We start from the raw sequence: 24,277 nt of genomic DNA, 5'->3' as shown, positions 1-24,277 counted from the left end.
ACCTCGGTGAGGCTTCTCGCGTAGCCGTTCTGCTCGTCCGGCAGCTCTTCTCGCGTCGCGGCTTCTCGGGTACGGCGGTCGGGTGGGCTCAGCCGGCGAACCAGCGCACCGGCCGCGGCGCGAGGTTCTGGTAGACGTGCTTGGTCTCGCGGTACTCGGCGAGCCCGGCGGGTCCCAGCTCGCGGCCGGTGCCGCTCCTGCCGAAGCCGCCCCACTCCGCCTGCGGGAGGTAGGGGTGGAAGTCGTTGATCCAGACGGTGCCGTGCCGCAGCCGCCCCGCGACCCGGCGGGCGCGTCCGGCGTCGGCGGTCCAGACGGCACCGGCCAGGCCGTACTCGGTGTCGTTGGCGAGGGCGACCGCCTCGTCCTCGGTGCGGAAGGTCTCGACCGTGAGGACCGGCCCGAAGACCTCCTCGCGCACGACCTTCATCTCCCGCTGGCACTGGTCGAGGACCGTCGGCTCGTAGAAGTAGCCGCCGGCGGGACGGTCGGGGGACGGCTCGGGGCGCTTGCCGCCGGAGCGCAGCACCGCGCCCTCGGCCAGCGCCGACGCCACGTACGCCTCGGTCTTGGCGCGCTGCTGTTCGGAGACGAGCGGGCCGCACTCGACGCCGTCCGCCGTACCGCGTCCGAGGCGGATCCGGGCGGCGCGGCGGGCGAGTTCGGCGACGAACCGTTCCCTGAGCGGCTCCTCGACGATCAGCCGGGCGCCGGCCGAGCAGACCTGGCCGCTGTGGATGAAGGCGGCGTTGAGGGCCTGGTCGACGGCGGTGTCGAAGCCCTCCTCGGTGGCGCAGGAGTCGGCGAAGACGACGTTGGGGTTCTTGCCGCCGAGTTCGAGGGCGACCTTCTTGACCGAGACGGCGGCCGCCTGGGCGACCTTGACCCCGCTGACCAGTCCGCCGGTGAAGGAGACCAGGTCGACATCGGGGTGCTCGGCGAGGCGGGCGCCCACGCTGTGCCCGGGGCCGGTGACGAGGTTGGCGACTCCGGCCGGCAGCCCGGCCTCCACCAGCAGCTCGATCAGCGCGACGGTCGTCAGCGGGGTGATCTCGCTCGGCTTGATCACGAAGGTGTTGCCCGCCGCCAGCGCCGGAGCGATCTTCCAGCTCGCCTGGAGCAGCGGGTAGTTCCAGGGGGTGATCAGGGCGCAGACACCGACGGGCTCGTGGACGACGACGCTGTGGATGTCGGGCGAGCCCGCGTCCACCACCCGGCCCGCGCCCTCCGCCGCCACCAGGTCGGCGAAGTAGCGGAAGGCATCGGCGACACAGTCGATGTCGACCCGGCCCTCCTCGACGGTCTTGCCCGCGTCCCGGCTCTCCAGGAGGCCGAGCTTCTCGCGGTCGCGCACGAGCAGGTCGGCCACCCGGCGCAGCAGGGCGGCGCGCTCGGCGACCGGGGTGCGGGGCCAGTCGCCGGTGTCGAAGGCGCGCCGGGCGGCGGCCACCGCCGCCTCCGCGTCCTTCTCGTCACCCTCGGTGACCACGGCGAAGGGCAGGCCGTCCGCGGGGTCGATGATCTCGCGCATCGCGCCGGAGACGGCTTCCAGCCACTCGCCTCCGGCATGGATGGTCGCTTGTGCCGTTCGGTCCGCCATGATCGGTGTTGCCTTCCGTTCCTGTTCAGTGCCCCTGTGCGACAGAGGAGTCACACTCGGGGACCGTCACCGCCTGCCCTCGGTCCGGGATTGCATGCGCAATCGTGGCCGAAAGTGTGCTGCATCACTGAACAGTCGGATGAAACGGGGCAAAAGTCCTCTCAGGGCGTGGAACCCGCCGCCTCTGTGTGCGTGGCGTGCCGGGGCCTGCTCTTCGCCGAGATCTGGCCGACGAGTTCCCAGAAGCACACCAGGGCAGTCACCGGCGGAATCCCGAAAATCACTAACGACAACAAGGCATGCGACGAGTGGCTGGCGCACAGCGCCACGGCCAGGACGGAGGCGGCCAGCACCACACACCAGGACCGGCGCGCACTCCGGCGCTGAGCGGTGGCCCGCAGGACGGAGAGCGCCGCCACGAACCAGGGCCCGTACACCGTCAGCGGCCAGTACCGCGCCAGCCCCGCGGGCAGCACCCCCGAGGCGATCCCGCGCAGCTGCCCGTAGGAGTAGCAGACGGACCAGGTCAGCATGCACACCGCGCACAGCGAGACCGCCGCGATCAGGAACGTGATGTGCGTTACGCGCCGGCCGCCGTCGAGCAGGTGAGGCTCCTGGCGGGGCCGCCGACGGCTGCCCCTGCGCTGGGCCGGCACGTCCAGCAGGGTGGGAGCCGTGCTCGCACTCACGCCGGTCGGCGCGGACAGCATCTGCGCCAGCTCCTCGACCGGATCCCAGTCGTTCGGCGCGACACCCGGCTCCGGTGCGCCCCAGCCGTGTTGCTCGTAGCGACCGGTGTGATCATAGAGACCAGAGTGGTCATAGAGACCGGTGTGATCATAGAGACCAGGGTGGTCGTAGAGACCGGTGTGATCATAGAGACCGGCGTCATGCTGAATCCCGTCCATCGGTGAAACCTCCGCACCCTGCCTCAGAACGCTCTGTAGAGATCCGCCAGCGTCCGCCGATATTCATTTTCCATCATGTTGATTCTCTTCAGGAAATCATCGAGCAGGTCCGAGCATGAGGTGATATCCATACTTCCGGGCCAGTGGAGCACGGCCGTCGGATGATCTTCTGTTGAGTGCCAGTCCAATCGCATCACGGTCACCTAACGACCATCGCCCGGGACGGGATTTGGGGCATTCGGGGGAATTCAAGTCACCCGGAAGAGAAGCTATAGAATGTCCATCGCCACGCAATTGAAGAAATTGTGCATTGGCGTTCGGATATATCCCGTGAACACGGAAAGTAAATGAACGACGATGTGACCGGCGGAGGGACCCCGGGGGGACCGGCGCTCAGTCCACGGCGGGGTCCGCGTCACAGAGCGTGTCCGGCGGGCAGAACCAGTCCAGCGCCGTCGTGAGATGGGCAAGCTCGTCGTCGCGGCCGTCGGAGTCGGGGCCGTAGGAGGCGACGGCATAGATGTTGCCGTCCGGTGCGACGAACCGCTCGTCGACGACATGCCAGGTGCCGACGTCCGGCTCGCCGCCGATCCGGCCGGCCAGGTACTCCAGGCGGGAGCCGGTGAACCGGCCGTCGTCGAGGTCGGTCAGGCCGAGTTCCTGGAAGCCGTCCGGCTTGGGGGTCTCGGCGGAGAGGTAGAGCTCGAAGGAGGCGTCCGGGGAGTCCTCGGCGACCTGGTAGACCTGCAGCCGGTGCTCGCGGTCGGGGCTGCGGTAACTGACGACGGCGATGCCGTACGAGGAGTCGACGGTGGACCGCGACCAGCCCTCGGGGACGGCGATCCGGAAGCCCTCGGTGTCGTGGCGCAGCTCGTATCCGGCGGGAGGCGCGGAGGCCGACGGGGACGGGGAGCCGGTGTCCGTGGGTGACTCGGACGCCTCCGTGGGCCGCTCGGAGGGGGTCGGGGTGACCGAGGCGGCGGCCGTGGCGGGCTGGTGGCCGTCGTCCTTGCCGACCACCAGGCTCAGGACCAGGCTCGTGGCCACGCCGACGACGGCGGCCCCCACGACGACGGACCAGGCAAGCCTGCGATCACGCCCCCGGGAAGCCACGGGCGCCGGGGTCTGCTCGGCGGGCGCCCAGTCGCGGCCCCCGTCCGACCACCACTCCGCCTCCGGAGCCGACACCGGACGCTCCGGAGCCGACGGCAGACCCTCCGGAGCCGTAGGAGCCTGTGTCGTCGGAGCCGGTGCCGTCGTAACCGAAGCCGGCGGAGCCGGAGCCGTCGTAACCGAAGCCGGCGGAGCCGGTGCCGTCGTAACCGAAGCCGGCGGAGCCGGTGTCGTCGGAGCCGGTGTCGTTGCCGGATGGACCTGGGGTCCTGCCGGAGGCCGTGGTGGGGCCGGCGTGGCGGCGGGTCGGAGGCCGTCCTCCCACCGCTGCGTGTCCTCGTTCCAGTGCCGCGCTCCCCCGCTGGTCATCGGCTCTCTCACCTCCCCAGCAGGCCGGCCAGTGTGCCTGCCGAGGCCAGTACGTTGATGAGGGCCTGGGAGTCGGTGAGGAGTTCACGCAGACGTTCACGGCGGGTGGGGCCCGCCTGGCCGGTGCGGGCGATCTCGTCCTCGGTCTCGGCGAGCGCCGTGCCCAGCGCCGCCGTCTGCTCGGTGCCCCGCACCCGCTCCAGGTCGGCACGCAACTCCCGCACCGCCGCGAGGAGTTCCTCGTCGGCCGGGGAACCGGCGGTGCCGTGGTGGTGGCTCTCGGCGTGCGCGTGGCTGCCGATGGCGAACGTGCTTCCGGAGATGTTCCCCAGGGTGACCTGCGGCTCGTCACTTGCCATTGCTGTCGGGCCCCTTCTGCGTCGTGTAACTGACGGCGGTGGCGTGGCTGCCGAAGGCGAAGGTGGAGCCCTCGACCCGGTCGATGCTCACGTTGGTGCTGTTGTTGACGGTCTTCTGGACGAACTCGCCGGTCTGGTAACCGGCTTCGGCGAGCGCGGCCCGTACGCCGTTCGTCACCCGGTCCTGGATGCTGCGCAGGTACCGGACGACGTCCATCTCCTGGAAGTGGGAGCCGACGTCCACCGCGCCCAGTTCCCGCACGGACAGCGCTGGACCCTCGGGCAGCGCACCCGCATGGCCGCCGGTCAGCAGCCGCCAGAGGTACACCGCGCCCCGGCCGAGCTGGCCCAGCGAGCGGCCCACCGAGCCCGGGACCAGGGCGATCGCGGCGGCGGTCTTGCCGGCCCAGTTGTTGTTCCGGAACCGGTGGGCGGTGCGGTCGGCGCCCTTGAAGTCCGCGCGGACCGGAGTCAGTACGTGCGGGGCGATCTCCAGCACGAGCATCCGGCCCTGGGTGTGGATGCGCACGAACACCGTGACGACCACCTCCTCCTCCCAGCCGCCGACGCGGATCCGCAGGAAGTGCCGGCGCTTCTCGGCACCCTCCTCGACGGCCCGCGCCCGGTGCTCCTCGAAGGCCTGCGGGATGTAGGGCGCCTGGTCCCGGGCGAGCAGTCCCTCGGCGGGCAGGAACACGCACTCGTCGATCTCCAGCTGGCGCAGCCGGTCGCGGTTGCCGGGTCCGGCGTACTCGGCCGGGACGCGGAGCTGTTCGAGCAGCGGGCGGATCTTCTCCAGGATCGCCCGGTTGCTGAGCGGCTGCTGCTCCTTCTTCAGCTCGTCGGGCTTGAGTTCGACGGCGAGCACCCACGTGTCGTAGGCGGCGCCCGCCCCGCAGAACGGGGAGGCCTCGTTGTACATGATCAGCGGCGCGTGCTGTTCGATCCGGATGCGCTGCTTGAGCCGCTGGAAGCGCGGGTTCTCGGCCTTCTCGGCGGGGTCGCTCGCCGCGTCCGGGAAGCGCTGCGGGGAGAGTTCACCGGCCAGTGCCCGGCTGAACTGGGTGCGCTGGGCGTGCGCGCACAGGGCGATGCCGGCGAACACGGCGAGCGTGAGCCAGGCGTGCCAGGCCTCCGCCAGACCGCCGAAGTCGCCGAGGCCCGGGGCGAACAGGTCGCCGACGCTGGTCGAGTCGGAGTAGCTGGAGCCGTAGCCGTCGGAGCCGTACGGGTCGTACGAGGCGCTGTCGTCCGAGCCGCCGCCGAACGCGACGGCGACGGTCGCGATCAGGGCCACCGCATAGAAGGACCGGCCCCACCAGCGGACCAGGAAGGCGGCGATCACCCGGTACAGCGGCGGCCGGGCGGCGCGGCCCCTGATCCAGGGCGCGACGGCGAGCGCGATGCCCGGCACCAGGAAGAGCACGAGCAGCCCGCCGCTGAGCGGCAGTCCCACCACCCACAGGCCGAGGATCGCCGCGGCCCACAGCAGCTCCTGGCGGCGGGCGCGCAGGGCGTGGGCCAGGACCCGGGCGGCGTCGAAGCCGAGCGAGGGCGCCGCGATCCGTTGTTCGTTGAGGTGGAGTTCCTCGATGACCCGGTCCCGGTATGCGGAATCCAGATAGGTGCCCGCGCACAGCAGCCGGGTGGCCTCACTGGCGTACGGCGGTGTGGGCGGCAGCGCGGGCGGCGCCCCGGCGGGCGGTCCCGGATGCGGTTGTTGCGGCACGTAAGCGGTGCTCACGACGATCCCCCGATGCGTGTGACGTGCGGTGCTGGAAGTGCGTTACTGGACGTCGAGTTGACAAACCATCAGCATAGGGCGACGGCCGTGGCCGGTGAAACGGAATTGCCCGAAGTCACCGCAGGTCAGAAGTCGGCCGGCGAGACTACGACCCACCACCGGCAACGGCACCGGGCCCGTCGGTGATCATCAACTCCCTTACGCAGCCCCGGAGCCAGGCGTGTGCCGGGTCGGCGTCGTGACGCGGGTGCCAGGCCAGTCCGATGCTGATCGGCGGGAGGTCGAGCGGCACGTCGAAGGTGACCAGGCCGAGCGCGGTGGCCAGGGGCGCGCTCCAGGAGGTGATCAGGCCGATCAGGTCGGAGTCGCGGAGCACAGGGAGGCCGGGAAGGTGCCGACGGTGCCCACCACCCGGCGCTCCAGGCCGAGTCCGGCCAGCGCGGTGTCCACCGGGCCGTGCAGCTTGCCGCGCCGGGAGACGTTCAGGTGACCGGCCGCGCTCGCATACCGCTCGGGGGTCAACTCGCCTTCCAGGAGCGGGTGTCCGGCCCGTACGACACCGAGCATACGGTCCTCGTGGAGGTGTTCCACATGCACCTCGGGCAGGGCGGTGTCGACCACCCCCACCTCCAGGTCGGCGGTGCCGTGCCGCAGGAACGGCGCGTCCACATGGCTCTCGGCGAGAAAGCGGATGCGGATGCCCGGCGCCTCCTCGGCGGCCCGGGCGAACAGGGTCGCGCCATGGGTGCCGGCGATCGCGTCGTGGCCGATGATCGTGAACGTCCGGGAGACGGTCCGCAGGCCTGTCCATGCCGGCCCTGACCCTGGGCGTCGTCACCTCGCTCCCGCCGCATCAGGCAGGCCTGGGCTCGGGCCTCGGCACCACGGCCCGCGAGACCGGCGCGGCCCTGGGCGTCGCGGTCACCGGCACGATCCTGTCCGCCCACACCGACCTGGCCTCCGGCCTGGGCCCGGCCCTGCGTACCGTCGCGCTGCTGGTCCTCGCGGCGACGGCGCTCGTGGTGGCCGGTTACCGCGACCGGACCCCGACACGTACTATCGCGTCCGACCGGAAACGCGTACTGTCGCGATCATCCGGCGCCTGAGCAACTCCCCACACCATACGGCCCGTTGAGGAGCCTCCCATGCCCGCCCTGCTGAATCCCGTCCTCGACCTGCTGACCCTGCGCGGCACCGTCGCCGAGGTGGAACAGATCACCGCCCGCACACGCCGGCTGCGCATCGACGGCGACCAGCTCGCCGGTCTCGACGTGCGGCCCGGTCAGCAGGTACGCGTCCTGGTCACCGGCCTGACCCTCCGCACGTACTCGGTGTGGCGCTACGACCCGTCCGGCGTGGTCGAGTTGTGCGTGCTGGACCATCCCGAGGGCGGGCCGGGGGCCCAGTGGGGGCGCACGGTCTCCACCGGCGAGCCGGTGCGGCTGCGCAGGCCCGAGGGCACGTTCACGCTGCGCCCCGAGGCCGCCCACCATGTCTTCGTCGGCGACGAGACGGCCTCGGTCGCCTTCGGCGCGATGCTCGCTGCGCTGCCCGAGGAGGCCGCCGTCTCCGGCTGCGTGGAGACGGCGACCGCGGCGGACCGGCTGCCCCTCGCGTACGCGGAGCACCTCGACTGGGTGCTCCGCGGCGAGACCTCACTGCCGGAGGCGGTACGCCGACTCGCCCCCGAGCCCGGCGGGATCGCGTATGTCGCCGGGGAGGCGCGGGCCGTGCAGGCGGTACGCAAGGTGCTCGTCCAGGAGGCGGGGTGGGACCGACGGGCGGTGCTCACCAAGCCGTTCTGGACGCCGGGCAAGAAGGGGATGGAGTGACGACGACGCTCAGGAACACCGGGCGCCGGCGGGGCAGAAGGAGTCGAGCGCCGTGGTGAGCGGCCCCCGGACCAGCGCGGCGGGGAGGCTCCCGGGGCCGCTGGAGCGGATCGCGTACAGGGTGCCGTCGGCGGCCTGGAAGCGGTGGTCGATGACCTGCCGGGTGCCCTTGTCCTTGTCGTCGTAGCGGTATGACAGCTCGGCCCAGGTGTCGCCCGAGGTACGGTCACCGGGCTGGTAGCCGGGTTGCTTCGCGTATCCGTACCCGGGGTCGTTCTCGGCGAGGTCGAGGGACTCGGCCGGGGTGGCCTCGGCGAGCGCGAAGATCTGCATCTGGCGCCCGTCGGACGGGGAGTCGTAGTACACCACCGGCGCCTTCTCCCCCTGCTGCTGCCGCCGGGTCCACCCCTGGGGCACGTCGAGGGTGTACCCGACGGGATCGCGCACGACGCGGTATCCGGCGGCGACGGAGGGGGTGGGAGTGGGGCTGGCCGTGGGCTCGGGGGACTCGGGCGCCGACGACTTGGCACTGACGCTCACGCTCACGGACGGGGCGGTCCCGGTACCGGAGCGATCACCGCCGTCCCGGCCGAAGTACCAGAACCCCAGCCCGGAGAGACCGGCGACCAGAACCAGACCGACCGCCGCGGCGAGCGCCCGACCGGACCGCCGTCGCGGGGTGTACCCGGCCGGCGGGGGCGTGGCCGTAAGCCGCTGTCCCGACGAGGTCGGGGCACCTGACCAGGGAGGCGGCGTGTAGCCCCTCCGAGCCTCACCCGGTGACGGGGGCAGGGACGGCACCGGACGGCGGCCATCGGGCGGCGCCGACGGGACGGGCAGGGTCGGGGACGGAGACGAGAACGCGGTCGGGAGCGGAGGCAGGCCCGGGGGCGGCGTCGGGGGCCAGGCCGGCCGCCCCTGGTCCTCACCCGGGACGCGCCCGGGACCGTACGGCTCGTCACCACCACCCTGGCGCGGGGGAAGCACGCCGGGCGCGGAGCGCTCCGTGCGCCCCGGCTTCTCCAGCGACACCGGCCAGTCGGACTGCCTCGAACTCTCCGACGTGCGCGGCCGCTCGGACTGCGGCGGGCTCTCCAGCGTGGGCGACCGGTCGGACGGCCTCGGGCTCTCCGACGTGGGCGGCCACTCGGACTGCCTCGGGCTCTCCGGATGCCATGGGTTCTCCGGCGGCTCGGGGCGTTCCTGGCGCCATGGGCTCTCCGGGACCCCCGTGTGCTGCGGGGTCACCGTCGGCCATCTCTGCGTGCTCGGCTCCTCCGACTCCTCCGACTCCTGCGGATCCGCCGGCCGTGGGCCCTCCGGCGGCTCGCTCGCTGCACTGTCCTCGGACCGACCGCTCCTGTCGCTCATCGCGAACCCCCCGATTCACTCCACCGCTTACCTCTTCCGACGGTAGCGGCGGAAACGGGAACGGGCCCCGTTCCGGACGAAACCGGAGTGGGGCCCGTGGGCGCGGGAGGCTCAGATGAGGCCGAGGGCGCGGACCGCGTCGCGCTCCTCCGCCAGCTCCTGCACCGAGGCGTCGATGCGGGCGCGGGAGAACTCGCTGATCTCCAGGCCCTGGACGATCTCGTACACGCCGTCCTTGGTGGTGACCGGGAAGGAGGAGATCAGGCCCTCCGGGACGCCGTAGGAGCCGTCCGAGGGGATGCCCATGGAGGTCCAGTCGCCGTCGGCGGTGCCGTTGACCCAGGTGTGGACGTGGTCGATGGCGGCGTTCGCGGCGGAGGCGGCGGAGGACGCGCCACGGGCCTCGATGATGGCCGCGCCACGCTTGGCGACGGTCGGGATGAACTCCTCGGCCAGCCACTTCTCGTCGTTGACGACCTCCGCGGCGTTCTTGCCGGCGACGGTCGCGTGGAAGATGTCGGGGTACTGGGTGGCCGAGTGGTTGCCCCAGATGGTCAGACGCTTGATGTCGGCGACCGTGGAGCCCGTCTTCTTCGCCAGCTGGGTCAGCGCGCGGTTGTGGTCGAGGCGGGTCATCGCGGTGAAGCGCTCGGCCGGTACGTCCGGCGCGGCGGCCTGCGCGATCAGCGCGTTCGTGTTGGCCGGGTTGCCGACGACCAGGACCTTGATGTCGTCCGCGGCGTGGTCGTTGATGGCCTTGCCCTGCGGCTTGAAGATGCCGCCGTTGGCCTCCAGGAGGTCACCGCGCTCCATGCCCTTGGTGCGCGGGCGGGCGCCCACGAGCAGGGCGACGTTGGCACCGTCGAAGGCGACGTTCGGGTCGTCGGAGATGTCGATGCCCGCCAGGAGCGGGAAGGCGCAGTCGTCGAGCTCCATGGCGGTGCCCTCGGCGGCCTTGAGCGCGGGGGTGATCTCCAGGAGGCGGAGCCGGACCGGCACGTCCGCGCCGAGCAGCTGGCCGGAGGCGATGCGGAAGAGCAGGGCGTAACCGATCTGGCCGGCCGCGCCGGTGACGGTGACGTTCACGGGAGTGCGGGTCATGGCGTTCTCCGTATGACAGCTGGCGGTGGGCGTCCTTGCCCTGGGGTGCGGACGTACAAATGATCGATCTCTCGGCATCAAGAGATCCACCGGTCAGGCTATCGCGCATTCCGGATGCCGGACGTGGAGGGGTCGGTGTGGCTCACCCCACAGACGTGACCCTACCGACGCCATCCGCAGGCACGTACGAAAAAGGCGGCCGCCCGTCCGGGAGAGGTGAGACGGGCGGCCGCCACCGGGGGTGCCGGAATCCGGACTCCCGTGGGGGGTACGGTTCACCTGCCCGGGAATCGCGACGGCATTCCCGGACACACGGAGTTTCTACGAGGTGCACCCCGTCTGCCCCGACGCCAGCGTCGCGCACGCCCTGGCCTGGGCCGCGTCCCGTACCGCGACCATCGGCGTGTACGCGATCGTGTCGCCGACGGCCGTGATGTCGCCGGTCTTCGTGGTGGTGCCGGCCGTGACCCGCACCGAGTCGCCCCGGGCGGCGCCGGTGATACGGCCCCAGGCGGCGCCGCAGGTGCTGCTGTAGCGGACCTCCAGGGTGGTCGCACCGACCGTGGCGGTCCTGGCGGTGGTCACGAGGTCGCCGCTGCACCCCATGGCCTCCGCGTCCTTGCCGGTGCAGCCGGTGCCCGCGCACTTCACGCCGGCCGGCAGGTCGGTGCCGGCGCTGGTGGACGGGGCGGACGAGGTGGCACCGCTCCGGTTCTTCTTCCCGTCGCCGCCGTTGTCGGTGAGGAAGAAGACGGCGGCGACGACCACGGCCACGCCGACCACCCCCGCGAGGAACATCGTCAGCCGCCGCCGGCCGCCCGCGGCGGCACCCGGCCCCCCGGGCGCGGCCGGCCCGCGGGAGCCCGTGCCCTCCCGGCGGTTGGCGTCGGGTGCCGTCGGCTGGGGCGGGATGGTGGGCGAGACGCCCGCCGGCCCGGCGATCCCCGGCGTCGCGACGGCGCTGCCCGCCCGGCGCGGCGCCTTGCCCCCGGCCGTGGTGGTGGACGTGGACGTGACCGGCGGCCCCCCGAACTCCCCCAGCGCGGCCCGCGCCTGGGAGATCCGGATCGCCTCCATCGTCATGTCGTGGCGCTGCTCCGAACGGCTCCAGGCCCGTTCGGCCAGCTCCCACATGGTCGTCAGGTGGACGGGATTGGCACCGGTGACCTCGGCGAGCGCGACGATCGCGCCCTTGGGCGCCAGCAGGCGCCCGCCCAGGTACCGCTCCCAGGACGTCTTGCTGTAGCCGGTGCGGTCGGACAGTGCCGCGACACTCAGCCCGCTGCGGTCCACGAGCCGCCGCAGCTGCGTCGCGAACTCCTTGACCTGCGGATCGAGTTCATCCGGCAGGGCCTTCCAACGAGGCATTGCTTCCCCCCTCATTCCCCCGGTCCTCTTGCCCCCGGTTCGGTGGCGTGTCTTCCCCCGCGTTCCCCTTGCGCGTGGTGCCCCCGCGCCGGTCCCCGTTCTGGTTACCCAGCGGACCGCGGCGCCCCCGGAATCCAGTCCCCCGGCAGGGGGCGCACAGGAGCACTGCCCCGTCCGCGTGCACCGTCGCACGCCGACCGCGAAGCGGTCCAACGGGCCTTCGGCTCGTCCCGATTGGACACGTTAGCCCGCTTGTGAGTCGGCTTCGTGACATATCCGCGAACTTGTCAACACATCGACACACCGGTCATCGGGCCGTGACCTCGCAGGTCACGGGAGACTCGGCTCACCCGAGAGCCACGGCACCGACGACCGTCACGAGAAGCAGGACGAGCAGCAGCAGGACCGCGGCCGGCAGCAGCAGGCCGTGCGGGCGGGGCGCCCGCTCCTGCTCCGGGCGGTCCCACCAGGGAAGGGTGGGATCGTCCTCGTACTCCCCGGTGCCGGGCGGCGGTTCCGGCACGTTCGCCGGGCGCGGCCAGGCCTGGACGGCCAGCTCCCAGCGCACGGTGTGCCGTTCGGCGTCGGCGCCGGTGAGGCCCGCGACCCGGCACAGCGCGGCGACGGCCTGCCGCGGCGGCGGCTGAACGGCGTTCAGGTACCGCTGCCAGGAGGACTTGCTGTACGCGGTGCGGGCGCCCAGCGCGACCAGGCTGAGACCGGTGTCGTCCTTGAGGAGCCGCAGTTGCTCCACGAAGTGCCGCACCTCCGCCGGGAGCCCCTCCGGCAGCGGCTGCCAGCCGCCCATCACACACCTCCACGGCTTCCCACGTCGCCGGTTCGTTGCCCGTTCAGACCGGGTGACGACGGGGGGCGGTCCGACGGTTCCCGCAGGCTGTGGCAGTGCGGACGGTCCGTAGCGGAACTGTCACCTCTGTGCCACAGCCGACGGACAGCCGTTGAACAGCCGCCGCCCGATGGGAAGGCTGAAACCGGACGGCGGTCCGTCCTGCTCGGGGGAGGGGACGGGCCGCCTTTCAGCCGCTTTCAGCCGCCGAGGCCTGCCGGCCCGCCCGGCCCGCCCAGCCCGCCCGGCGTCACCAGTCCCGTCTCGTACGCCACCACCACCGCCTGTGCCCGGCTGCCCAGGTCGAGCTTGGTCATCGTGCGGTTGAGGTGGGTCTTCACGGTGGCCTCGCTGATGTAGAGGCGCTCGGCGATCTCCAGGTTGGACAGCCCGCGCGCGGTGAGCCTGAGGACCTCGACCTCCCGCGAGGCCAGCAGGTCGAGGTCGGGCGGCGGACCGGTCTGCGGGTCGGGGCCGTGCCGGCGGGCGAAGGCCTCGACCAGGCGCCGGGTGACACTGGGCGCGAACAGGGCGTCACCGCCGTCCACCGCGGTGACGGCGGCCAGCAGCCGTTCCGGGCCGGAGTCCTTGAGGAGAAACCCCGAGGCGCCGGCGCGCAGCGCGCCGTACACGTACTCGTCGAGGTCGAAGGTGGTGAGCACGAGGACGCGCGGCGCGGGGACCGCCGCCTGCGCCAGGATGCGCTCGGTGGCCTCGATGCCGTTCAGACCAGGCATCCGGATGTCCATGAGAATGACGTCGGGACCGGTCTCGGCGGCCAGCCGCACCGCCTCCGCACCGTCCCCGGCCTCCCCGACCACCTCGAACCCGGGCGCGGCTTCCAGCAGCCCCACCAGACCCGCGCGGATGAGGAACTGGTCGTCGACCACGAGCACTCTGGTCATCCGGTACGGTCGTCCCCCCGCCGTGCGAGTGTGGCCGAGGTCGGCAGGGCCAGCTCGACCGCGAAGCCTCCCTCGGAGCGTGGGCCGACGCTGATCGTCCCGCCGTAGAGCTTGGCCCGCTCACGCATGCCAATCAAGCCATGTCCGGCGCCCGTTCGCACTCTGTCCGGATTCACCCCCTCCCCGTCGTCGAGGACGGACACGGTCAGGCCGTGCGGCCGGTACCGCAGCAGCACGCGCGCGTGCGCGCGGCCGGCGTGCTTGAGGACGTTGGTGAGCGCCTCCTGGACGACGCGGTAGGCGCACAGCTCGACGCCGGGCGGCAGCGGCCGGGGCTCGCCCTCGACCACGAACTCGACGGGCAGCCCGCCGCTGCGCACCCGCTCCAGGAGGTCGGCGAGCCGGTCCAGGGTGGGCATGGGAGCCCGCTCGGCGGCCTGCGGATCCTCCTCGCGCAGCACCTGGAGCATGCGCCTCAGCTCCTCCAGGGCCTCCCCGCTGGTGTCCGCGATCGTCCCCAGCGCCCCGCGCGCCTTGCCGGGGTCCGACTCGAAGACGAACCGGGCGAGGCCCGCCTGCACGGAGATCACCGACATGTGATGGGCGACGACGTCGTGCAACTCCCGTGCTATCCGCCCGCGTTCCTCGGCCACGGCCCGGCGCGCCCGTTCGGCCTGCTCGGCCTTCAGATGCCGGGAGAGTACGGCGGAGCGCTGCGAGAGATGCCCGAACCAGACGAACACCGAGCAGTACAACAGCGCCTGTACGACGACGGAGGGCATCGAGGAGCCGCGGGTGACGAGCCCGGCGTACAGCCACATGCCGGTCATGCAGACCGCGCAGCCGACGGCGATCCGGACCGGCCGCACCGACGCGACCGTGTACAGCCCCAGCAGGGAGCCGAAGGTGCACACCACGGGCCAGAAGCCGAGGCCGACGTAGACGATCGACGCGCCCTGCATCACGGCGAAGACCGCGACCGGCCACCGCCCGCGCAGGGCGACGGGCAGCTGCGCCAGCACGATCAGCACATACGCCCGCGCGTCGAGCTGCGGCCACCCCTGGGCGGGCGACTCCCGCCCCAGCAACACGGCCATCACGACCGTCCCGCACGCGATCAGCGTGTCGACGGCGAGTGGGGGCGGGTTCCGCAGTCGCATCGCCGCAGCGTAACGCGGGGGCCCGAGGCCGGGAGTCAACCACCGGACGTACCGCGGAAGTTGTAGGGGGTTCAATCAGAAGTGGGATTCGCCGGGGGCACCGGGTCCCTACCTTCGAACAGGGGGAAGGCCCGCACCCGCCGGGGGAGGTGCGGGCGCCCCGACAGCGGCGCGGGGCTGTGTCGATGCGCGGCTACCGCCGCGTGGGCGCGACCAGCCCCACCGCCCGCAGCCGAATACGAATCCACTAGCTCTTCATCGTGAAGTGCAGCGTGTCCTTCAGATACGGGATCACCAGCCACGGCTTCGGCTGCGCCATCAACGCCAGCAGCACGATCGCCAGCCCCAGCACGCCGTACGTCGCGATGTCCGTGAACCGGGACCGCACCGCCAGCATGCCCACGCTCGGCAGTATCCAGCGCATCACCGCCCCCGCGAGCAGCGCCGCCCCGATCAGCAGCGCACCCACCCGGAACTGGTCCAGCGAGGTCAGCAGCAACCCCACGGCGACGGTCGCCAGCACCACCAGCAGCGGCCACTGCCGCGCCGGCGCCGGCAGGTCTCCCGACGCGGCCCTGCCGCCCCCCTCGGGGCGTGCCGTGTCCCGTGTGAACAGCGGGAAGCGCCGGGTCGTACGACGCCCCGCGTCCTGTCCGTGACCGCCGTCAGCCGACACTGCGCTCCGCCGCCTCGACCACGTTGACGAGCAGCTGGGCCCTGGTCATCGGTCCGACACCGCCGGGGTTCGGGGAGAGCCACCCGGCGACCTCGGCGACGTCGGGGTGCACGTCGCCGACGATCTTGCCCTCGGCGTTGCGGGAGACGCCGATGTCGAGGACGGCCGCGCCCGGCTTGACGTCCTCGGCACGGATCAGATGCGGGGAGCCGGCCGCCGCGACGATGATGTCGGCGCGCCTGAGGTGGGCGGAGAGATCACGCGTGCCGGTGTGGCACTGGGTGACCGTCGCGTTCTCGCTGCGCCGGGTGAGCAGCAGCGGCATCGGGCGCCCGATGGTCACGCCACGGCCGACGACCACCACCTCGGCGCCCTTGATCTCGACGCCGTAGCGGCGCAGCAGGGTCAGCACGCCGTTGGGGGTGCAGGGCAGCGGCGCGGGCTCGCCGAGCACCAGCCGGCCCAGGTTCATCGGGTGCAGGCCGTCCGCGTCCTTGTGCGGGTCCATCAGCTCGAGGATGCGGTTCTCGTCGATGCCCTTGGGCAGCGGGAGCTGGACGATGTAGCCGGTGCAGGCGGGATCGTCGTTGAGCTCGCGGACGACGGCCTCGATCTCCTCCTGGGTCGCGGTGGCGGGCAGCTCGCGCTGGATGGAGGCGATGCCGACCTGCGCGCAGTCACGGTGCTTGCCGGCGACGTACTTCTGGCTGCCGGGGTCGTCCCCGACCAGGATCGTGCCGAGGCCGGGCGTGACGCCCCTCTCCTTCAGCGCCGCCACGCGGGCGGTCAGATCGGACTTGATCGCGGCTGCGGTGGCCTTGCCATCGAGAATCTGGGCGGTCATGGCTCCATCCTCGCGGATGCCGGTCTCCCGGTTCCAATCGGGTGTGCGGTCATGATCAATGATGTTGCACTTGCACAACACCTCGCGAATCGGACTGGACAACAACTCGCCCTTACTAAACGATGAGCGGCGCAGTATCGCGGTCCGGTTGGGGGGCAAACCGCTCAGAACGTGACGTACCTCCGTCCCTGTCCGCGTCGTCCCCGCAGGTCCAACGGAGGAAATCGGCCATGAGTTTCGGCTCGCCCAACAACCCCTACGGTCAGCAGCCTCAGAACCCGCAGCAGGGTCAGCCCGGCTACGGCTACCCGCAGCAGCAGCCCGGCTACCAGCAGGCCCCGCAGGGCGTGCCGCCGCAGCAAGGGTACGGCTACCCCCAGCAGCCCGGTTTCCCGCAGCAGGGCGGCTACGGCTACCCGCAGCAGGGCTACGGCGCGACCCCGCCGTACGCGAACTGGGGCCAGCGCTTCCTCGGCACCCTCGTCGACGGCCTGGTCTTCCTGGTGCCGTACATCCTGGTGATCGTCGGCAAGGACACCCCGGCGCTGGCGGCCATCGGCGGTCTCGCGCTCCTCGGCCTGGCGATCTGGCAGCTGATCCAGGAGGGCCGCACCGGCCAGACCGTCGGCAAGAAGGCGCTGGGCATCCGCCTGGTGAAGGAGGCCACCGGCCAGCCGATCGGCGTCGGCATGGCCTTCGTGCGCCGTATCGCCCACTTCCTGGACAGCCTCGCCTGCTACCTGGGCTGGCTGTGGCCGGCGTGGGACGCCAAGCGCCAGACGTTCGCCGACAAGGTGTGCGGCACGATCGTGATCCGCAGCAACTGAGCGACCTGAGCAACCGGCCGACTCCCGCACACTCCAAGGGCCGTGTCCCCCGCGCAGGGGGACACGGCCCTGGTGTCTGTCCGCTTCACCCACGGCTCAGTGGAAGAAGTGCCGCGTCCCCGTGAAGTACATCGTCACGCCCGCCTTCTTCGCGGCCTCCACGACGAGTTCGTCACGGACCGAACCGCCCGGCTGCGCCACAGCCCTGATGCCGGCCGCGGTGAGGATCTCCAGGCCGTCGGGGAAGGGGAAGAAGGCGTCGGAGGCGGCGTAGGAGCCGCGCGCCCGCTCCTCCCCCGCCCGCTCGACGGCGAGCTTCGCGGAGTCGACGCGGTTGACCTGGCCCATGCCGACGCCGACCGAGGCGCCGTCCTTGGCGAGCAGGATGGCGTTGGACTTCACGGCCCGGCAGGCCTTCCAGGCGAAGGCGAGTTCCCGCAGCTCCTCGGGGCTCAGCGCCTCGCCGGTGGCCAGGGTCCAGTTGGCCGGGTCGTCGCCGTCGGCCTGGAGCCGGTCGGTGACCTGGAGCAGCACACCGCCGTCGACGGGCTTGACCTCCACCTGGTTGGCGGGGGCGCCCGGGGCCTTCAGTACCCGGATGTTCTTCTTCTTGGCGAGGGCCTCCAGGGCCCCCTCCTCGTAGTCGGGCGCCACGATGACCTCGGTGAAGATCTCGGCGACCTGCTCGGCCATCTCCTTGCTGACCGGACGGTTCACGGCGATGACCCCGCCGAACGCAGACAGCGGGTCACAGGCGTGCGCCTTGCGGTGCGCCTCGGCGACGTCCGAACCGATCGCGATGCCACAGGGGTTGGCGTGCTTGATGATCGCGACGCACGGCTCGTCGTGGTCGTACGCGGCACGGCGCGCGGCGTCCGTGTCCGTGTAGTTGTTGTACGACATCTCCTTGCCGTGCAGCTGCTCGGCCTTCGCGAGGCCACCGCCACTGGCGTCGACGTAGAGGGCGGCGGCCTGATGCGGGTTCTCGCCGTAGCGCAGGGTGTTCTCGCGCTCCCAGGTGGCGCCGAGGAAGTCGGGGAACCGCGACTCGTCCACGGGGGCGTACTCCGAGGCGAACCAGCTCGCGACCGCCACGTCGTACGACGCGGTGTGCTGGAACGCCTCGGCGGCGAGCCGCTTGCGGGTGGCGAGGTCGAAGCCGCCTGCGGTGACGGCGGCCAGCACGTCGGCATACCGCTCGGGGCTGGTGACCACGGCGACCGAGGGGTGGTTCTTGGCGGCGGCGCGGACCATCGAGGGGCCGCCGATGTCGATCTGCTCGACGCACTCGTCGGGCGAGGCGCCCGAGGCGACGGTCTCACGGAACGGGTAGAGGTTCACGACGACGAGGTCGAACGGCTCGACACCGAGCTCTTCGAGCTGCTTGCGGTGGCTCTCCAGGCGCAGGTCGGCGAGGATGCCGGCGTGCACCTTGGGGTGCAGGGTCTTGACCCGGCCGTCCAGGCACTCCGGGAAGCCGGTGAGCTCCTCCACCTTGGTCACGGGGACCCCGGCGGCGGCGATACGGGAGGCGGTGGAGCCGGTGGAGACGAGCTCGACGCCCGCCTCGTGCAGCCCGCGCGCGAGGTCTTCGAGGCCCGTCTTGTCGTAGACGCTGACGAGCGCCCGTCGGATGGGCCGCTTGTTGCTCTCGGCGGTCACTGGATAACTACCTTTCGTCCCTCGATGCGATAGCCGTTGCGGGCGATCCGCCCCACGACCTCGACGAGCAGGCTTCGCTCGACTTCCTTGATGCGCTCGTGCAGAGCGCTCTCGTCGTCCTCGTCCCGGACCTCCACCACGCCCTGAGCGATGATCGGCCCGGTGTCGACGCCGTCGTCGACGAAGTGGACGGTGCAGCCGGTGACCTTGGCGCCGTACGAGAGCGCGTCCCGTACGCCGTGGGCCCCTGGGAAACTGGGCAGCAGGGCGGGATGCGTGTTCACGGTCCGCCCGCCGAACCGCGCCAGGAACTCCTTCCCGACGATCTTCATGAACCCGGCGGAGACGACGAGGTCGGGCTCGTGGGCGCTGACGGCGTCGGCCAGCGCCCGGTCCCATTCCTGCCGCGTCCCGAAGTCCTTCACCCTGGTCACGAAGGTCGCGATCCCGGCGCGCTCGGCGCGCGCGAGCCCCTCGATGCCGTCGCGGTCGGCTCCGACGGCGACGACCTCGGCGCCGTAGGCCTCGACGCCGGCCTCGGCGATCGCGTCGAGGAGCGCCTGGAGGTTGGTGCCGGATCCGGAGACCAGCACGACGAGGCGCTTGGCCACGGGCTTGGCGGCCACGGTGGGGCCCTTTCTCGGGGGAGCGTCGGTACGGCGGCCGGACTCGTACCCGCTTTGTACATTCGTACGAGTGCTTCGCGCCCCGGGATACGGGGAAGTCTACGAAGCGGCCGACCGTCAGCAACGATACCGGCACACCGGACGGCCCCCACGGGACGGGGGCGTGGCCGGAAGGTAGCGTCTGGGAGGTACCGAGGCGGGAACGCGTCCGGGATACGACGCGTTCACGAAGTAACCAGCCGTTTCGCCCGCTGTATCGATCAGCCGTAGCCATCAGCTGTATCCGTGCAGTCGTATCCGTAAGCCAGCCGTATCCGTATGCCACTCGTAGCCATCAGCTCTGTTCATCTTGATCTAGGGGAAGACGCTCACTTGATGCCGGACCGCAGCCTGGGACTTCGTATGCTCCCCCCGCAGTCGGTGCAGGGAGGGCCGCGTTTCGCCGTGCTGTTGCGGGAGCGGCCGGCCTCGCCGCCGGAGGCGCCCTCGGACCGGCCGAAGGGCGACCAGCAGGACGACAACCCCTTCGCCCCGCCGCCGGAGGGCACGCCGGACAAGCCGTGGCAGCCGCGCCGCCCGACCGATGACGGAGACGGGGAATCGCCCTGGGGCAGCCAGTGGAGCGACCGCCAGCCCGGCCGGCAGTCCGGCGGCTTCGGCCAGCGTCCCGACGAGAGCGGCCCGGGCGGCGGCGGTCAGGGCGGCCCCGGTGGCCCGGGGATGCGCTGGGACCCGACGGACCCGGCGCAGCGCCGGGCGCGGTACGCCCTGCTGAGCGGTATGTGGGCCTTCCTCTTCGCCCTCTTCGGCTGGCCCTACGTGGCCCTGCTGCTGGGCGCCCTGGGCATCTACTGGGGTGTCAGCGCGATCCGCGCCAGGCCGCGCAGCCCCGAGGAGGCCGCGGCCAACGCCAACGCCGGCCGCCCGCAGACGACGGCGGCGATCAGCGGCCTGGTCACGGCGTCGCTGGCGCTGGCCCTGGTGGCGGCGACCTTCACGGCCCAGATGGTCTACCGCGACTACTACACGTGCGTCTCGGACTCCCTCACCAACGAGGCCAAGCAGTCCTGCGACCACCTGCTCCCGAAGGAACTCCGCACCATCCTGGGCACCACGAACAGCTGAGCGGCCGACCGAAGCGGTCCGGGCCCACTGATGGACGGTCAGGTTCCGTCGGGGGCTGTCCGACGCTCAGACTCCGTCGGGGCTGTCCCACGCTCACGCTCCGTCGGGGCCGTCCCACGCTCAGACTCCGTCGGGGCCGTCCGACGGTTCGGATGACTCTCGTAGTGCCGCCCACCGGGCCTTGCGGGTCGTCTCGTCCTGCCAGGTGTCGGACGGCGGCGGGGCGGCCGGCGGCATCTCGTACGGCTCGGCGGGCAGCGCCTCGTACGGCTCGAACGTGTCGCCGTCGCCCTGGTCGGGCAGGAGGACGACCACCGGGGCCGGGGCCGAGGGGGTCCCGTTCTTCTTCTCCGCCGGCGGCTCCTCCTCCGGCTTCTCCTTGCCGAAGCCCAGCCATGCCGCGAGCGAGGCCAGGCCCAGCCCCCGCCAGGCCCGCAACGCCAGGGCCGCCGGTACGCCCACCCCCATGAGCCAGCCGCCGGTCGCCGCGCCCGTCTGCCACCAGACCGGGCCGAAGCGGGTGAGCGCGGCGACGCCCAGGGGGCCGCCCGCCAGCTCGGCCAGGGCCGCGAGCAGCAGCGCGCACAGCAGGGCCGCGAGCACCATCACCCCGGCCGTACGCCCGGCCGGCCAGCGCCGTCTGACCGCCCTGCCCACCACGAACCACGCCATCGTCACCCCGGCCGCCAGCGGCACCGCCCCGGCCAGCCAGTTCGACGGCGTGCCGGGCCCGTCCGCCGGCACGGCCGCGAGCAGCGGAAAGGGCGGCAGCAGCGGGGCCGGGTCGGCGGCCAGGGGGTTCACGACATGCCCGGCGCCGAGCGCGAAGCCGGGACCGACGGCGTACGACGCCGACCACACCGCCGCGTTCGGGATCAGCGAGACGCAGAGCAGCAGGACCGCGAACCGGCCCGTCCACCCCTCCGTCAGCTGCAGGAACGACGTCCGGGCCGGCTCACCGTGCAGCACCAGCGACACCGCGAGCAGCAGCGTCCCGCCCCCGAAGAACACGGCCACCCCGGCCAGGGACGCGCGGACGGCAGTACCCCACCGCACCCGGGTGTCCCGGCCCAGGAGCAGTCGCCGTACCGGCCCCGGGGCCACCCCCACCAGGCTCAGCAGCGGCTCGCGCGGACGGCCGTACGCCGTCCACACCCCGGCGCCCGCCGCGGCCGCCGCGAGCAGCGGCAGACACACCGCCACCCACCCCCACACGGGCCGCAGTTCGCCGCCGGACGCGTACAACGCGACGCAGCCGCCGACGCCGAGGTAGCCGGCCACGACCCCGGTCCACGCCGTCCGGGCCCGGACCGGCGGCGGTGCGTCCACGTCGGCACCGTCGCCGTGGCCGTCGCCGTCCGGGGCGTCCACCGCCTCCCGCGCTCCCCGGTACACCAGCAGCGCCGGCAGCACGAGGAGCAGCAACGGCGTCACCCCGACCGGGGCCGGCACCCCGGACAGGGTGTCGGTGCGGACCAGTTCGATCCCGTGGGCGAGCAGCCACAGCGCCGCCGCGAGATGCAGCGCGCCGCCCGGTCCGCTGTCGGGATAGGGCGAACTGACCCACAGCGCCATCACCAGCACGGAGAAGCAGGCGAGTCCGAGCCCGGCCGCGATCGCGCCGCCCAGGAGGCTCGCGGCCAGCCCCGGGGATCGGTCGCGCAACCGGGTGAGCAGGCGCGACAGAAGCGGCGGGCGCGACGAGCGCGACGGAGGTGCCGACGGCGGTCGGTGGGCGGGCATCCGAATCACGACGGCCATGCTCCCAACGACACGCGCTTTCCCGTCGTAACAGGCGAACTACCGAAGTGTCGCCCAATATATGTTTATGTGTTTTTTCGAAGGAAGGTGCGCCCGGTGACGCAGAGCCCTGTCCCCGCCGACGAGGCCGTACCGTCCGCTGCCCTGACGCCCACTCAGGCCTTCGACGCGCTGTACGCGTTCTGCGCCCCGGCCCTGGTACGGCAGACCTACCTGCTCACCGGGCGCCGGGAGCTGGCGCGCGAAGCCGTCGAGCGGGCCTTCCAACTCGCCTGGCAGAACTGGCCGCAGGTGGCCCGCGACCGGGACCCGGCCGGCTGGGTGCGGGCGGTGGCGCACGAGTGCGCGCTCTCCCCCTGGCACCGGTTCCGGCTGCGCTACCGCCAGCCCGAAGCCCTGCCGGCCGACGCGGCCGACCGCGCGCTGCTGGAGGCACTCCTCGAACTCCCGCCGTCGTACCGCCGCACGCTCCTCCTGTACGACGGTGTCGGCCTCGACCTGCCGGAGACGGCGGCGGAGACGGAGGCGAGCACGCCGGCGGCGGCGCGGCGGCTGACCCATGCGCGGCGGGCGGTCGCCGACCAGGTTCCCGAGCTCGCGGACCCCGCCGCGTTGCACCGGCGGCTGGCCGAACTGGCCTCGACGGAGCGGCTGCGGGCGGCCCAGCCGCCCGCTGTGCGGACCTTTGCCGAACGCCGGACACGTTTCTGGACCCGGTCCGCGCTGGCGTTCACGGCGACGATCATCGCGGCGACGACGCTGACGCTGCGGACGGCACCGACGCACTACGAGGCGCCGATCGGTCCCGCGCAGGCGATCAGCGGGGTACCGGCGGAGGTGGGGCTGGGGCCGTTGTCGGCGGGGGAGCGGGCCTTGCAGGCGAAGCTGCGGAGGATCGCCGAGAAGGGACCGGAGAGATTGGTGCCGGTGGCGAGGTAGCGCGTTCGGGTGCGGCCAAGTGGGGCCGGTCGCGCCCACGCGGCGGTAGCCGCAGATCGAATACAGCCCCGCGCCCCTTACGGGGCTGCACAGCTGCGGGCAGTCGTGCCGCTGGGGCGATGAGGGTCCCCCCGCTCGAGCGAAGCCGAGCGGGGGGCACCCCGCGAGCGCGGGCGAGCGAAACGCCGGTAGGCCCGCCCCAACCCGGGACGGGCCTACCGGCGTACAGTCACGCGGTTGTTCAGCCGGCGAGAAGCTCGCGCGCCAGCTTCGCCGTCTCGGTCGGGGTCTTGCCGACCTTGACGCCCGCGGCCTCCAGGGCCTCCTTCTTCGCCTGGGCGGTGCCCGACGAACCGGAGACGATGGCGCCGGCGTGACCCATGGTCTTGCCCTCCGGCGCGGTGAAGCCCGCGACGTAACCGACGACCGGCTTGGTCACGTTCTCCTTGATGAACGCGGCCGCACGCTCCTCGGCGTCGCCACCGATCTCACCGATCATCACGATCAGGTCGGTGTCGGGGTCGTCCTGGAACGCGGCGAGCGCGTCGATGTGCGTGGTGCCGATGATCGGGTCGCCACCGATACCGACGGCGGTCGAGAAGCCGATGTCACGGAGCTCGTACATCATCTGGTACGTCAGCGTGCCGGACTTCGAGACCAGGCCGATACGGCCCGGCTTGGTGATGTCGCCCGGGATGATGCCGACGTTCGACTGGCCCGGGGTGATGATGCCGGGGCAGTTCGGGCCGATGATCCGGGTCTTGTTGCCCTTCTTGCCGGCGTACGCCCAGAAGGCCGCCGAGTCGTGCACGGCGATGCCCTCGGTGATCACGACGGCCAGCGGGATCTCGGCGTCGATGGCCTCGTCGACCGCGGCCTTGGTGAACTTCTCCGGCACGAAGATGACGGAGACGTTGGCGCCGGTGGCCTCGATGGCCTCCTTGACGGTACCGAAGACCGGTACCTCGGTGCCGTCGAAGTCGACCTTCTGACCGGCCTTGCGCGGGTTGACGCCGCCCACGACGCTGGTGCCGTCGCCCAGCATGAGCTTGGTGTGCTTCATGCCCGTGGCGCCGGTCATGCCCTGGACGATGACCTTGCTGTCCTTGTTGAGCCAGATAGCCATGGTGTGTTCTGTCC

24 protein-coding genes and 2 pseudogenes are annotated in these 24,277 nt (G+C 72.0%); 6 read left to right on the top strand and 20 right to left on the bottom strand.

All coding sequences use genetic code 11. The annotated features are described in order from the left end of the window. Positions 1–88: 88 nt before the first annotated feature. The 8 genes and pseudogenes from ACWGJB_RS08125 to ACWGJB_RS08090 form a co-directional block, all read right to left on the bottom strand. Positions 89–1,600, bottom strand: a complete 1,512-nt coding sequence (locus tag ACWGJB_RS08125) for an aldehyde dehydrogenase family protein (protein ID WP_453379370.1) — start codon at positions 1,598–1,600, stop codon at positions 89–91. Between the two features lie 161 nt (positions 1,601–1,761). Next, on the bottom strand, positions 1,762–2,508 hold the full coding sequence (locus ACWGJB_RS08120) for a DUF2637 domain-containing protein (protein ID WP_453379369.1): 747 nt from the start codon (positions 2,506–2,508) through the stop codon (positions 1,762–1,764). 23 nt (positions 2,509–2,531) lie between these two features. Further along, a complete protein-coding gene (locus ACWGJB_RS08115; protein ID WP_453379368.1) occupies positions 2,532–2,711 on the bottom strand; it encodes a hypothetical protein in 180 nt (59 codons plus the stop codon). A gap of 190 nt (positions 2,712–2,901) precedes the next feature. Beyond that, positions 2,902–3,555, bottom strand: coding sequence for a hypothetical protein (locus ACWGJB_RS08110; protein WP_453379367.1), 654 nt, complete (start codon positions 3,553–3,555; stop codon positions 2,902–2,904). Between the two features lie 46 nt (positions 3,556–3,601). Next, positions 3,602–3,946, bottom strand: a complete 345-nt coding sequence (locus ACWGJB_RS08105) for a hypothetical protein (protein WP_453379366.1) — start codon at positions 3,944–3,946, stop codon at positions 3,602–3,604. Positions 3,947–3,998: 52 nt separating this feature from the next. Further along, positions 3,999–4,349 (bottom strand): hypothetical protein, encoded by a 351-nt coding sequence (locus ACWGJB_RS08100; RefSeq protein WP_360487721.1) that lies wholly within the window; start codon positions 4,347–4,349, stop codon positions 3,999–4,001. Beyond that, on the bottom strand, positions 4,339–6,093 hold the full coding sequence (locus ACWGJB_RS08095; RefSeq protein ID WP_453379365.1) for a hypothetical protein: 1,755 nt from the start codon (positions 6,091–6,093) through the stop codon (positions 4,339–4,341). The genes ACWGJB_RS08100 and ACWGJB_RS08095 overlap by 11 nt, the downstream gene beginning before the upstream one ends. A gap of 145 nt (positions 6,094–6,238) precedes the next feature. Then, positions 6,239–6,894: pseudogene (locus tag ACWGJB_RS08090) on the bottom strand (LysR substrate-binding domain-containing protein); the annotation flags it as partial. On the opposite strand from ACWGJB_RS08090, the pseudogene ACWGJB_RS08085 reads away from it, so the two are divergent. Both ACWGJB_RS08085 and ACWGJB_RS08080 read left to right on the top strand, forming a co-directional pair. Next, positions 6,894–7,199, top strand: a pseudogene (locus tag ACWGJB_RS08085) (MFS transporter); the annotation flags it as partial. The pseudogenes ACWGJB_RS08090 and ACWGJB_RS08085 overlap by 1 nt on opposite strands. A gap of 39 nt (positions 7,200–7,238) precedes the next feature. Continuing rightward, entirely contained in the window at positions 7,239–7,925 is a 687-nt protein-coding gene (locus ACWGJB_RS08080; RefSeq protein ID WP_453379364.1) for a siderophore-interacting protein, read from the top strand. Between the two features lie 9 nt (positions 7,926–7,934). Here the strand turns inward: ACWGJB_RS08080 and ACWGJB_RS08075 are convergent, their stop codons facing one another. Beyond that, positions 7,935–8,471 (bottom strand): hypothetical protein, encoded by a 537-nt coding sequence (locus tag ACWGJB_RS08075; protein ID WP_453379363.1) that lies wholly within the window; start codon positions 8,469–8,471, stop codon positions 7,935–7,937. 460 nt (positions 8,472–8,931) lie between these two features. Here ACWGJB_RS08075 and ACWGJB_RS08070 point away from each other — a divergent pair, with 460 nt between their 5' ends. After that, positions 8,932–9,342 carry a hypothetical protein gene (locus ACWGJB_RS08070; RefSeq protein ID WP_453379362.1) on the top strand — a complete coding sequence of 137 codons (411 nt, stop codon included), beginning with the start codon at positions 8,932–8,934 and terminating at the stop codon, positions 9,340–9,342. 65 nt (positions 9,343–9,407) lie between these two features. On the opposite strand, the gene ACWGJB_RS08065 is transcribed toward ACWGJB_RS08070, so the two are convergent. From ACWGJB_RS08065 to ACWGJB_RS08035, 7 genes are all read right to left on the bottom strand, one after another. Beyond that, positions 9,408–10,397, bottom strand: coding sequence for a malate dehydrogenase (locus tag ACWGJB_RS08065; protein ID WP_362731749.1), 990 nt, complete (start codon positions 10,395–10,397; stop codon positions 9,408–9,410). Between the two features lie 321 nt (positions 10,398–10,718). Then, on the bottom strand, positions 10,719–11,765 hold the full coding sequence (locus ACWGJB_RS08060; RefSeq protein WP_453379361.1) for a DUF2690 domain-containing protein: 1,047 nt from the start codon (positions 11,763–11,765) through the stop codon (positions 10,719–10,721). Positions 11,766–12,111: 346 nt separating this feature from the next. Beyond that, on the bottom strand, positions 12,112–12,573 hold the full coding sequence (locus ACWGJB_RS08055) for a helix-turn-helix domain-containing protein (RefSeq protein WP_453379360.1): 462 nt from the start codon (positions 12,571–12,573) through the stop codon (positions 12,112–12,114). A gap of 239 nt (positions 12,574–12,812) precedes the next feature. After that, entirely contained in the window at positions 12,813–13,517 is a 705-nt protein-coding gene (locus tag ACWGJB_RS08050) for a response regulator (protein WP_453379359.1), read from the bottom strand. Next, complete coding sequence (locus tag ACWGJB_RS08045; protein WP_453379358.1) at positions 13,514–14,677, bottom strand: sensor histidine kinase; 1,164 nt, start codon at positions 14,675–14,677, stop codon at positions 13,514–13,516. Before ACWGJB_RS08045 ends, ACWGJB_RS08050 begins: the two co-directional genes overlap by 4 nt. Before the next feature lie 247 nt (positions 14,678–14,924). Continuing rightward, positions 14,925–15,353, bottom strand: a complete 429-nt coding sequence (locus ACWGJB_RS08040) for a DUF3017 domain-containing protein (RefSeq protein WP_453379357.1) — start codon at positions 15,351–15,353, stop codon at positions 14,925–14,927. Continuing rightward, positions 15,343–16,197 carry a bifunctional methylenetetrahydrofolate dehydrogenase/methenyltetrahydrofolate cyclohydrolase gene (locus ACWGJB_RS08035; RefSeq protein ID WP_453379356.1) on the bottom strand — a complete coding sequence of 285 codons (855 nt, stop codon included), beginning with the start codon at positions 16,195–16,197 and terminating at the stop codon, positions 15,343–15,345. The genes ACWGJB_RS08040 and ACWGJB_RS08035 overlap by 11 nt, the downstream gene beginning before the upstream one ends. Positions 16,198–16,427: 230 nt before the next feature. Between ACWGJB_RS08035 and ACWGJB_RS08030 the strand changes: the two genes are divergently transcribed. After that, positions 16,428–17,024: an RDD family protein gene (locus ACWGJB_RS08030; RefSeq protein ID WP_453379355.1), complete on the top strand. Its 597-nt coding sequence runs from the start codon at positions 16,428–16,430 to the stop codon at positions 17,022–17,024. 96 nt (positions 17,025–17,120) lie between these two features. On the opposite strand, the gene purH is transcribed toward ACWGJB_RS08030, so the two are convergent. Together purH and purN are read right to left on the bottom strand one after the other, a co-directional pair. Next, complete coding sequence (gene purH, locus ACWGJB_RS08025) at positions 17,121–18,686, bottom strand: bifunctional phosphoribosylaminoimidazolecarboxamide formyltransferase/IMP cyclohydrolase (RefSeq protein WP_453379354.1); 1,566 nt, start codon at positions 18,684–18,686, stop codon at positions 17,121–17,123. Continuing rightward, the gene (purN, locus tag ACWGJB_RS08020) at positions 18,683–19,312 is read right to left on the bottom strand and encodes a phosphoribosylglycinamide formyltransferase (RefSeq protein WP_453379353.1); all 630 of its coding nucleotides are present in this window, start codon (positions 19,310–19,312) and stop codon (positions 18,683–18,685) included. The genes purH and purN overlap by 4 nt, the downstream gene beginning before the upstream one ends. A gap of 375 nt (positions 19,313–19,687) precedes the next feature. On the opposite strand from purN, the gene ACWGJB_RS08015 reads away from it, so the two are divergent. Beyond that, positions 19,688–20,437, top strand: a complete 750-nt coding sequence (locus tag ACWGJB_RS08015; RefSeq protein WP_453379352.1) for a hypothetical protein — start codon at positions 19,688–19,690, stop codon at positions 20,435–20,437. A gap of 120 nt (positions 20,438–20,557) precedes the next feature. Here ACWGJB_RS08015 and ACWGJB_RS08010 read toward each other — a convergent pair whose 3' ends face one another. Next, positions 20,558–22,180: a cell division protein PerM gene (locus tag ACWGJB_RS08010; RefSeq protein WP_453379469.1), complete on the bottom strand. Its 1,623-nt coding sequence runs from the start codon at positions 22,178–22,180 to the stop codon at positions 20,558–20,560. 105 nt (positions 22,181–22,285) lie between these two features. Here ACWGJB_RS08010 and ACWGJB_RS08005 point away from each other — a divergent pair, with 105 nt between their 5' ends. Then, positions 22,286–23,137 (top strand): RNA polymerase sigma factor, encoded by an 852-nt coding sequence (locus tag ACWGJB_RS08005; RefSeq protein WP_453379351.1) that lies wholly within the window; start codon positions 22,286–22,288, stop codon positions 23,135–23,137. A gap of 241 nt (positions 23,138–23,378) precedes the next feature. Here the strand turns inward: ACWGJB_RS08005 and sucD are convergent, their stop codons facing one another. After that, positions 23,379–24,263, bottom strand: coding sequence for a succinate--CoA ligase subunit alpha (gene sucD / locus ACWGJB_RS08000; RefSeq protein ID WP_351933019.1), 885 nt, complete (start codon positions 24,261–24,263; stop codon positions 23,379–23,381). Positions 24,264–24,277 lie beyond the last annotated feature (14 nt).

It is taken from the genome of Streptomyces sp. NPDC054813 (assembly GCF_053611365.1).
This window is presented reverse-complemented; position numbering and strand designations above follow the sequence as displayed.

Bases quoted from the DNA above. Each gene is read 5' to 3' on its own strand.
- ACWGJB_RS08125 (WP_453379370.1), bottom strand. From the start codon at position 1,600: ATGGCGGACCGAACGGCACAAGCGACCATCCATGCCGGAGGCGAGTGG.
- ACWGJB_RS08120 (WP_453379369.1), bottom strand. From the start codon at position 2,508: ATGGACGGGATTCAGCATGACGCCGGTCTCTATGATCACACCGGTCTC.
- ACWGJB_RS08100 (WP_360487721.1), bottom strand. From the start codon at position 4,349: ATGGCAAGTGACGAGCCGCAGGTCACCCTGGGGAACATCTCCGGAAGC.
- ACWGJB_RS08080 (WP_453379364.1), top strand. From the start codon at position 7,239: ATGCCCGCCCTGCTGAATCCCGTCCTCGACCTGCTGACCCTGCGCGGC.
- ACWGJB_RS08065 (WP_362731749.1), bottom strand. From the start codon at position 10,397: ATGACCCGCACTCCCGTGAACGTCACCGTCACCGGCGCGGCCGGCCAG.
- ACWGJB_RS08060 (WP_453379361.1), bottom strand. From the start codon at position 11,765: ATGCCTCGTTGGAAGGCCCTGCCGGATGAACTCGATCCGCAGGTCAAG.
- ACWGJB_RS08055 (WP_453379360.1), bottom strand. From the start codon at position 12,573: ATGGGCGGCTGGCAGCCGCTGCCGGAGGGGCTCCCGGCGGAGGTGCGG.
- ACWGJB_RS08050 (WP_453379359.1), bottom strand. From the start codon at position 13,517: ATGACCAGAGTGCTCGTGGTCGACGACCAGTTCCTCATCCGCGCGGGT.
- ACWGJB_RS08045 (WP_453379358.1), bottom strand. From the start codon at position 14,677: ATGCGACTGCGGAACCCGCCCCCACTCGCCGTCGACACGCTGATCGCG.
- ACWGJB_RS08035 (WP_453379356.1), bottom strand. From the start codon at position 16,197: ATGACCGCCCAGATTCTCGATGGCAAGGCCACCGCAGCCGCGATCAAG.
- ACWGJB_RS08030 (WP_453379355.1), top strand. From the start codon at position 16,428: ATGAGTTTCGGCTCGCCCAACAACCCCTACGGTCAGCAGCCTCAGAAC.
- ACWGJB_RS08015 (WP_453379352.1), top strand. From the start codon at position 19,688: ATGCCGGACCGCAGCCTGGGACTTCGTATGCTCCCCCCGCAGTCGGTG.
- ACWGJB_RS08010 (WP_453379469.1), bottom strand. From the start codon at position 22,180: ATGCCCGCCCACCGACCGCCGTCGGCACCTCCGTCGCGCTCGTCGCGC.
- sucD (WP_351933019.1), bottom strand. From the start codon at position 24,263: ATGGCTATCTGGCTCAACAAGGACAGCAAGGTCATCGTCCAGGGCATG.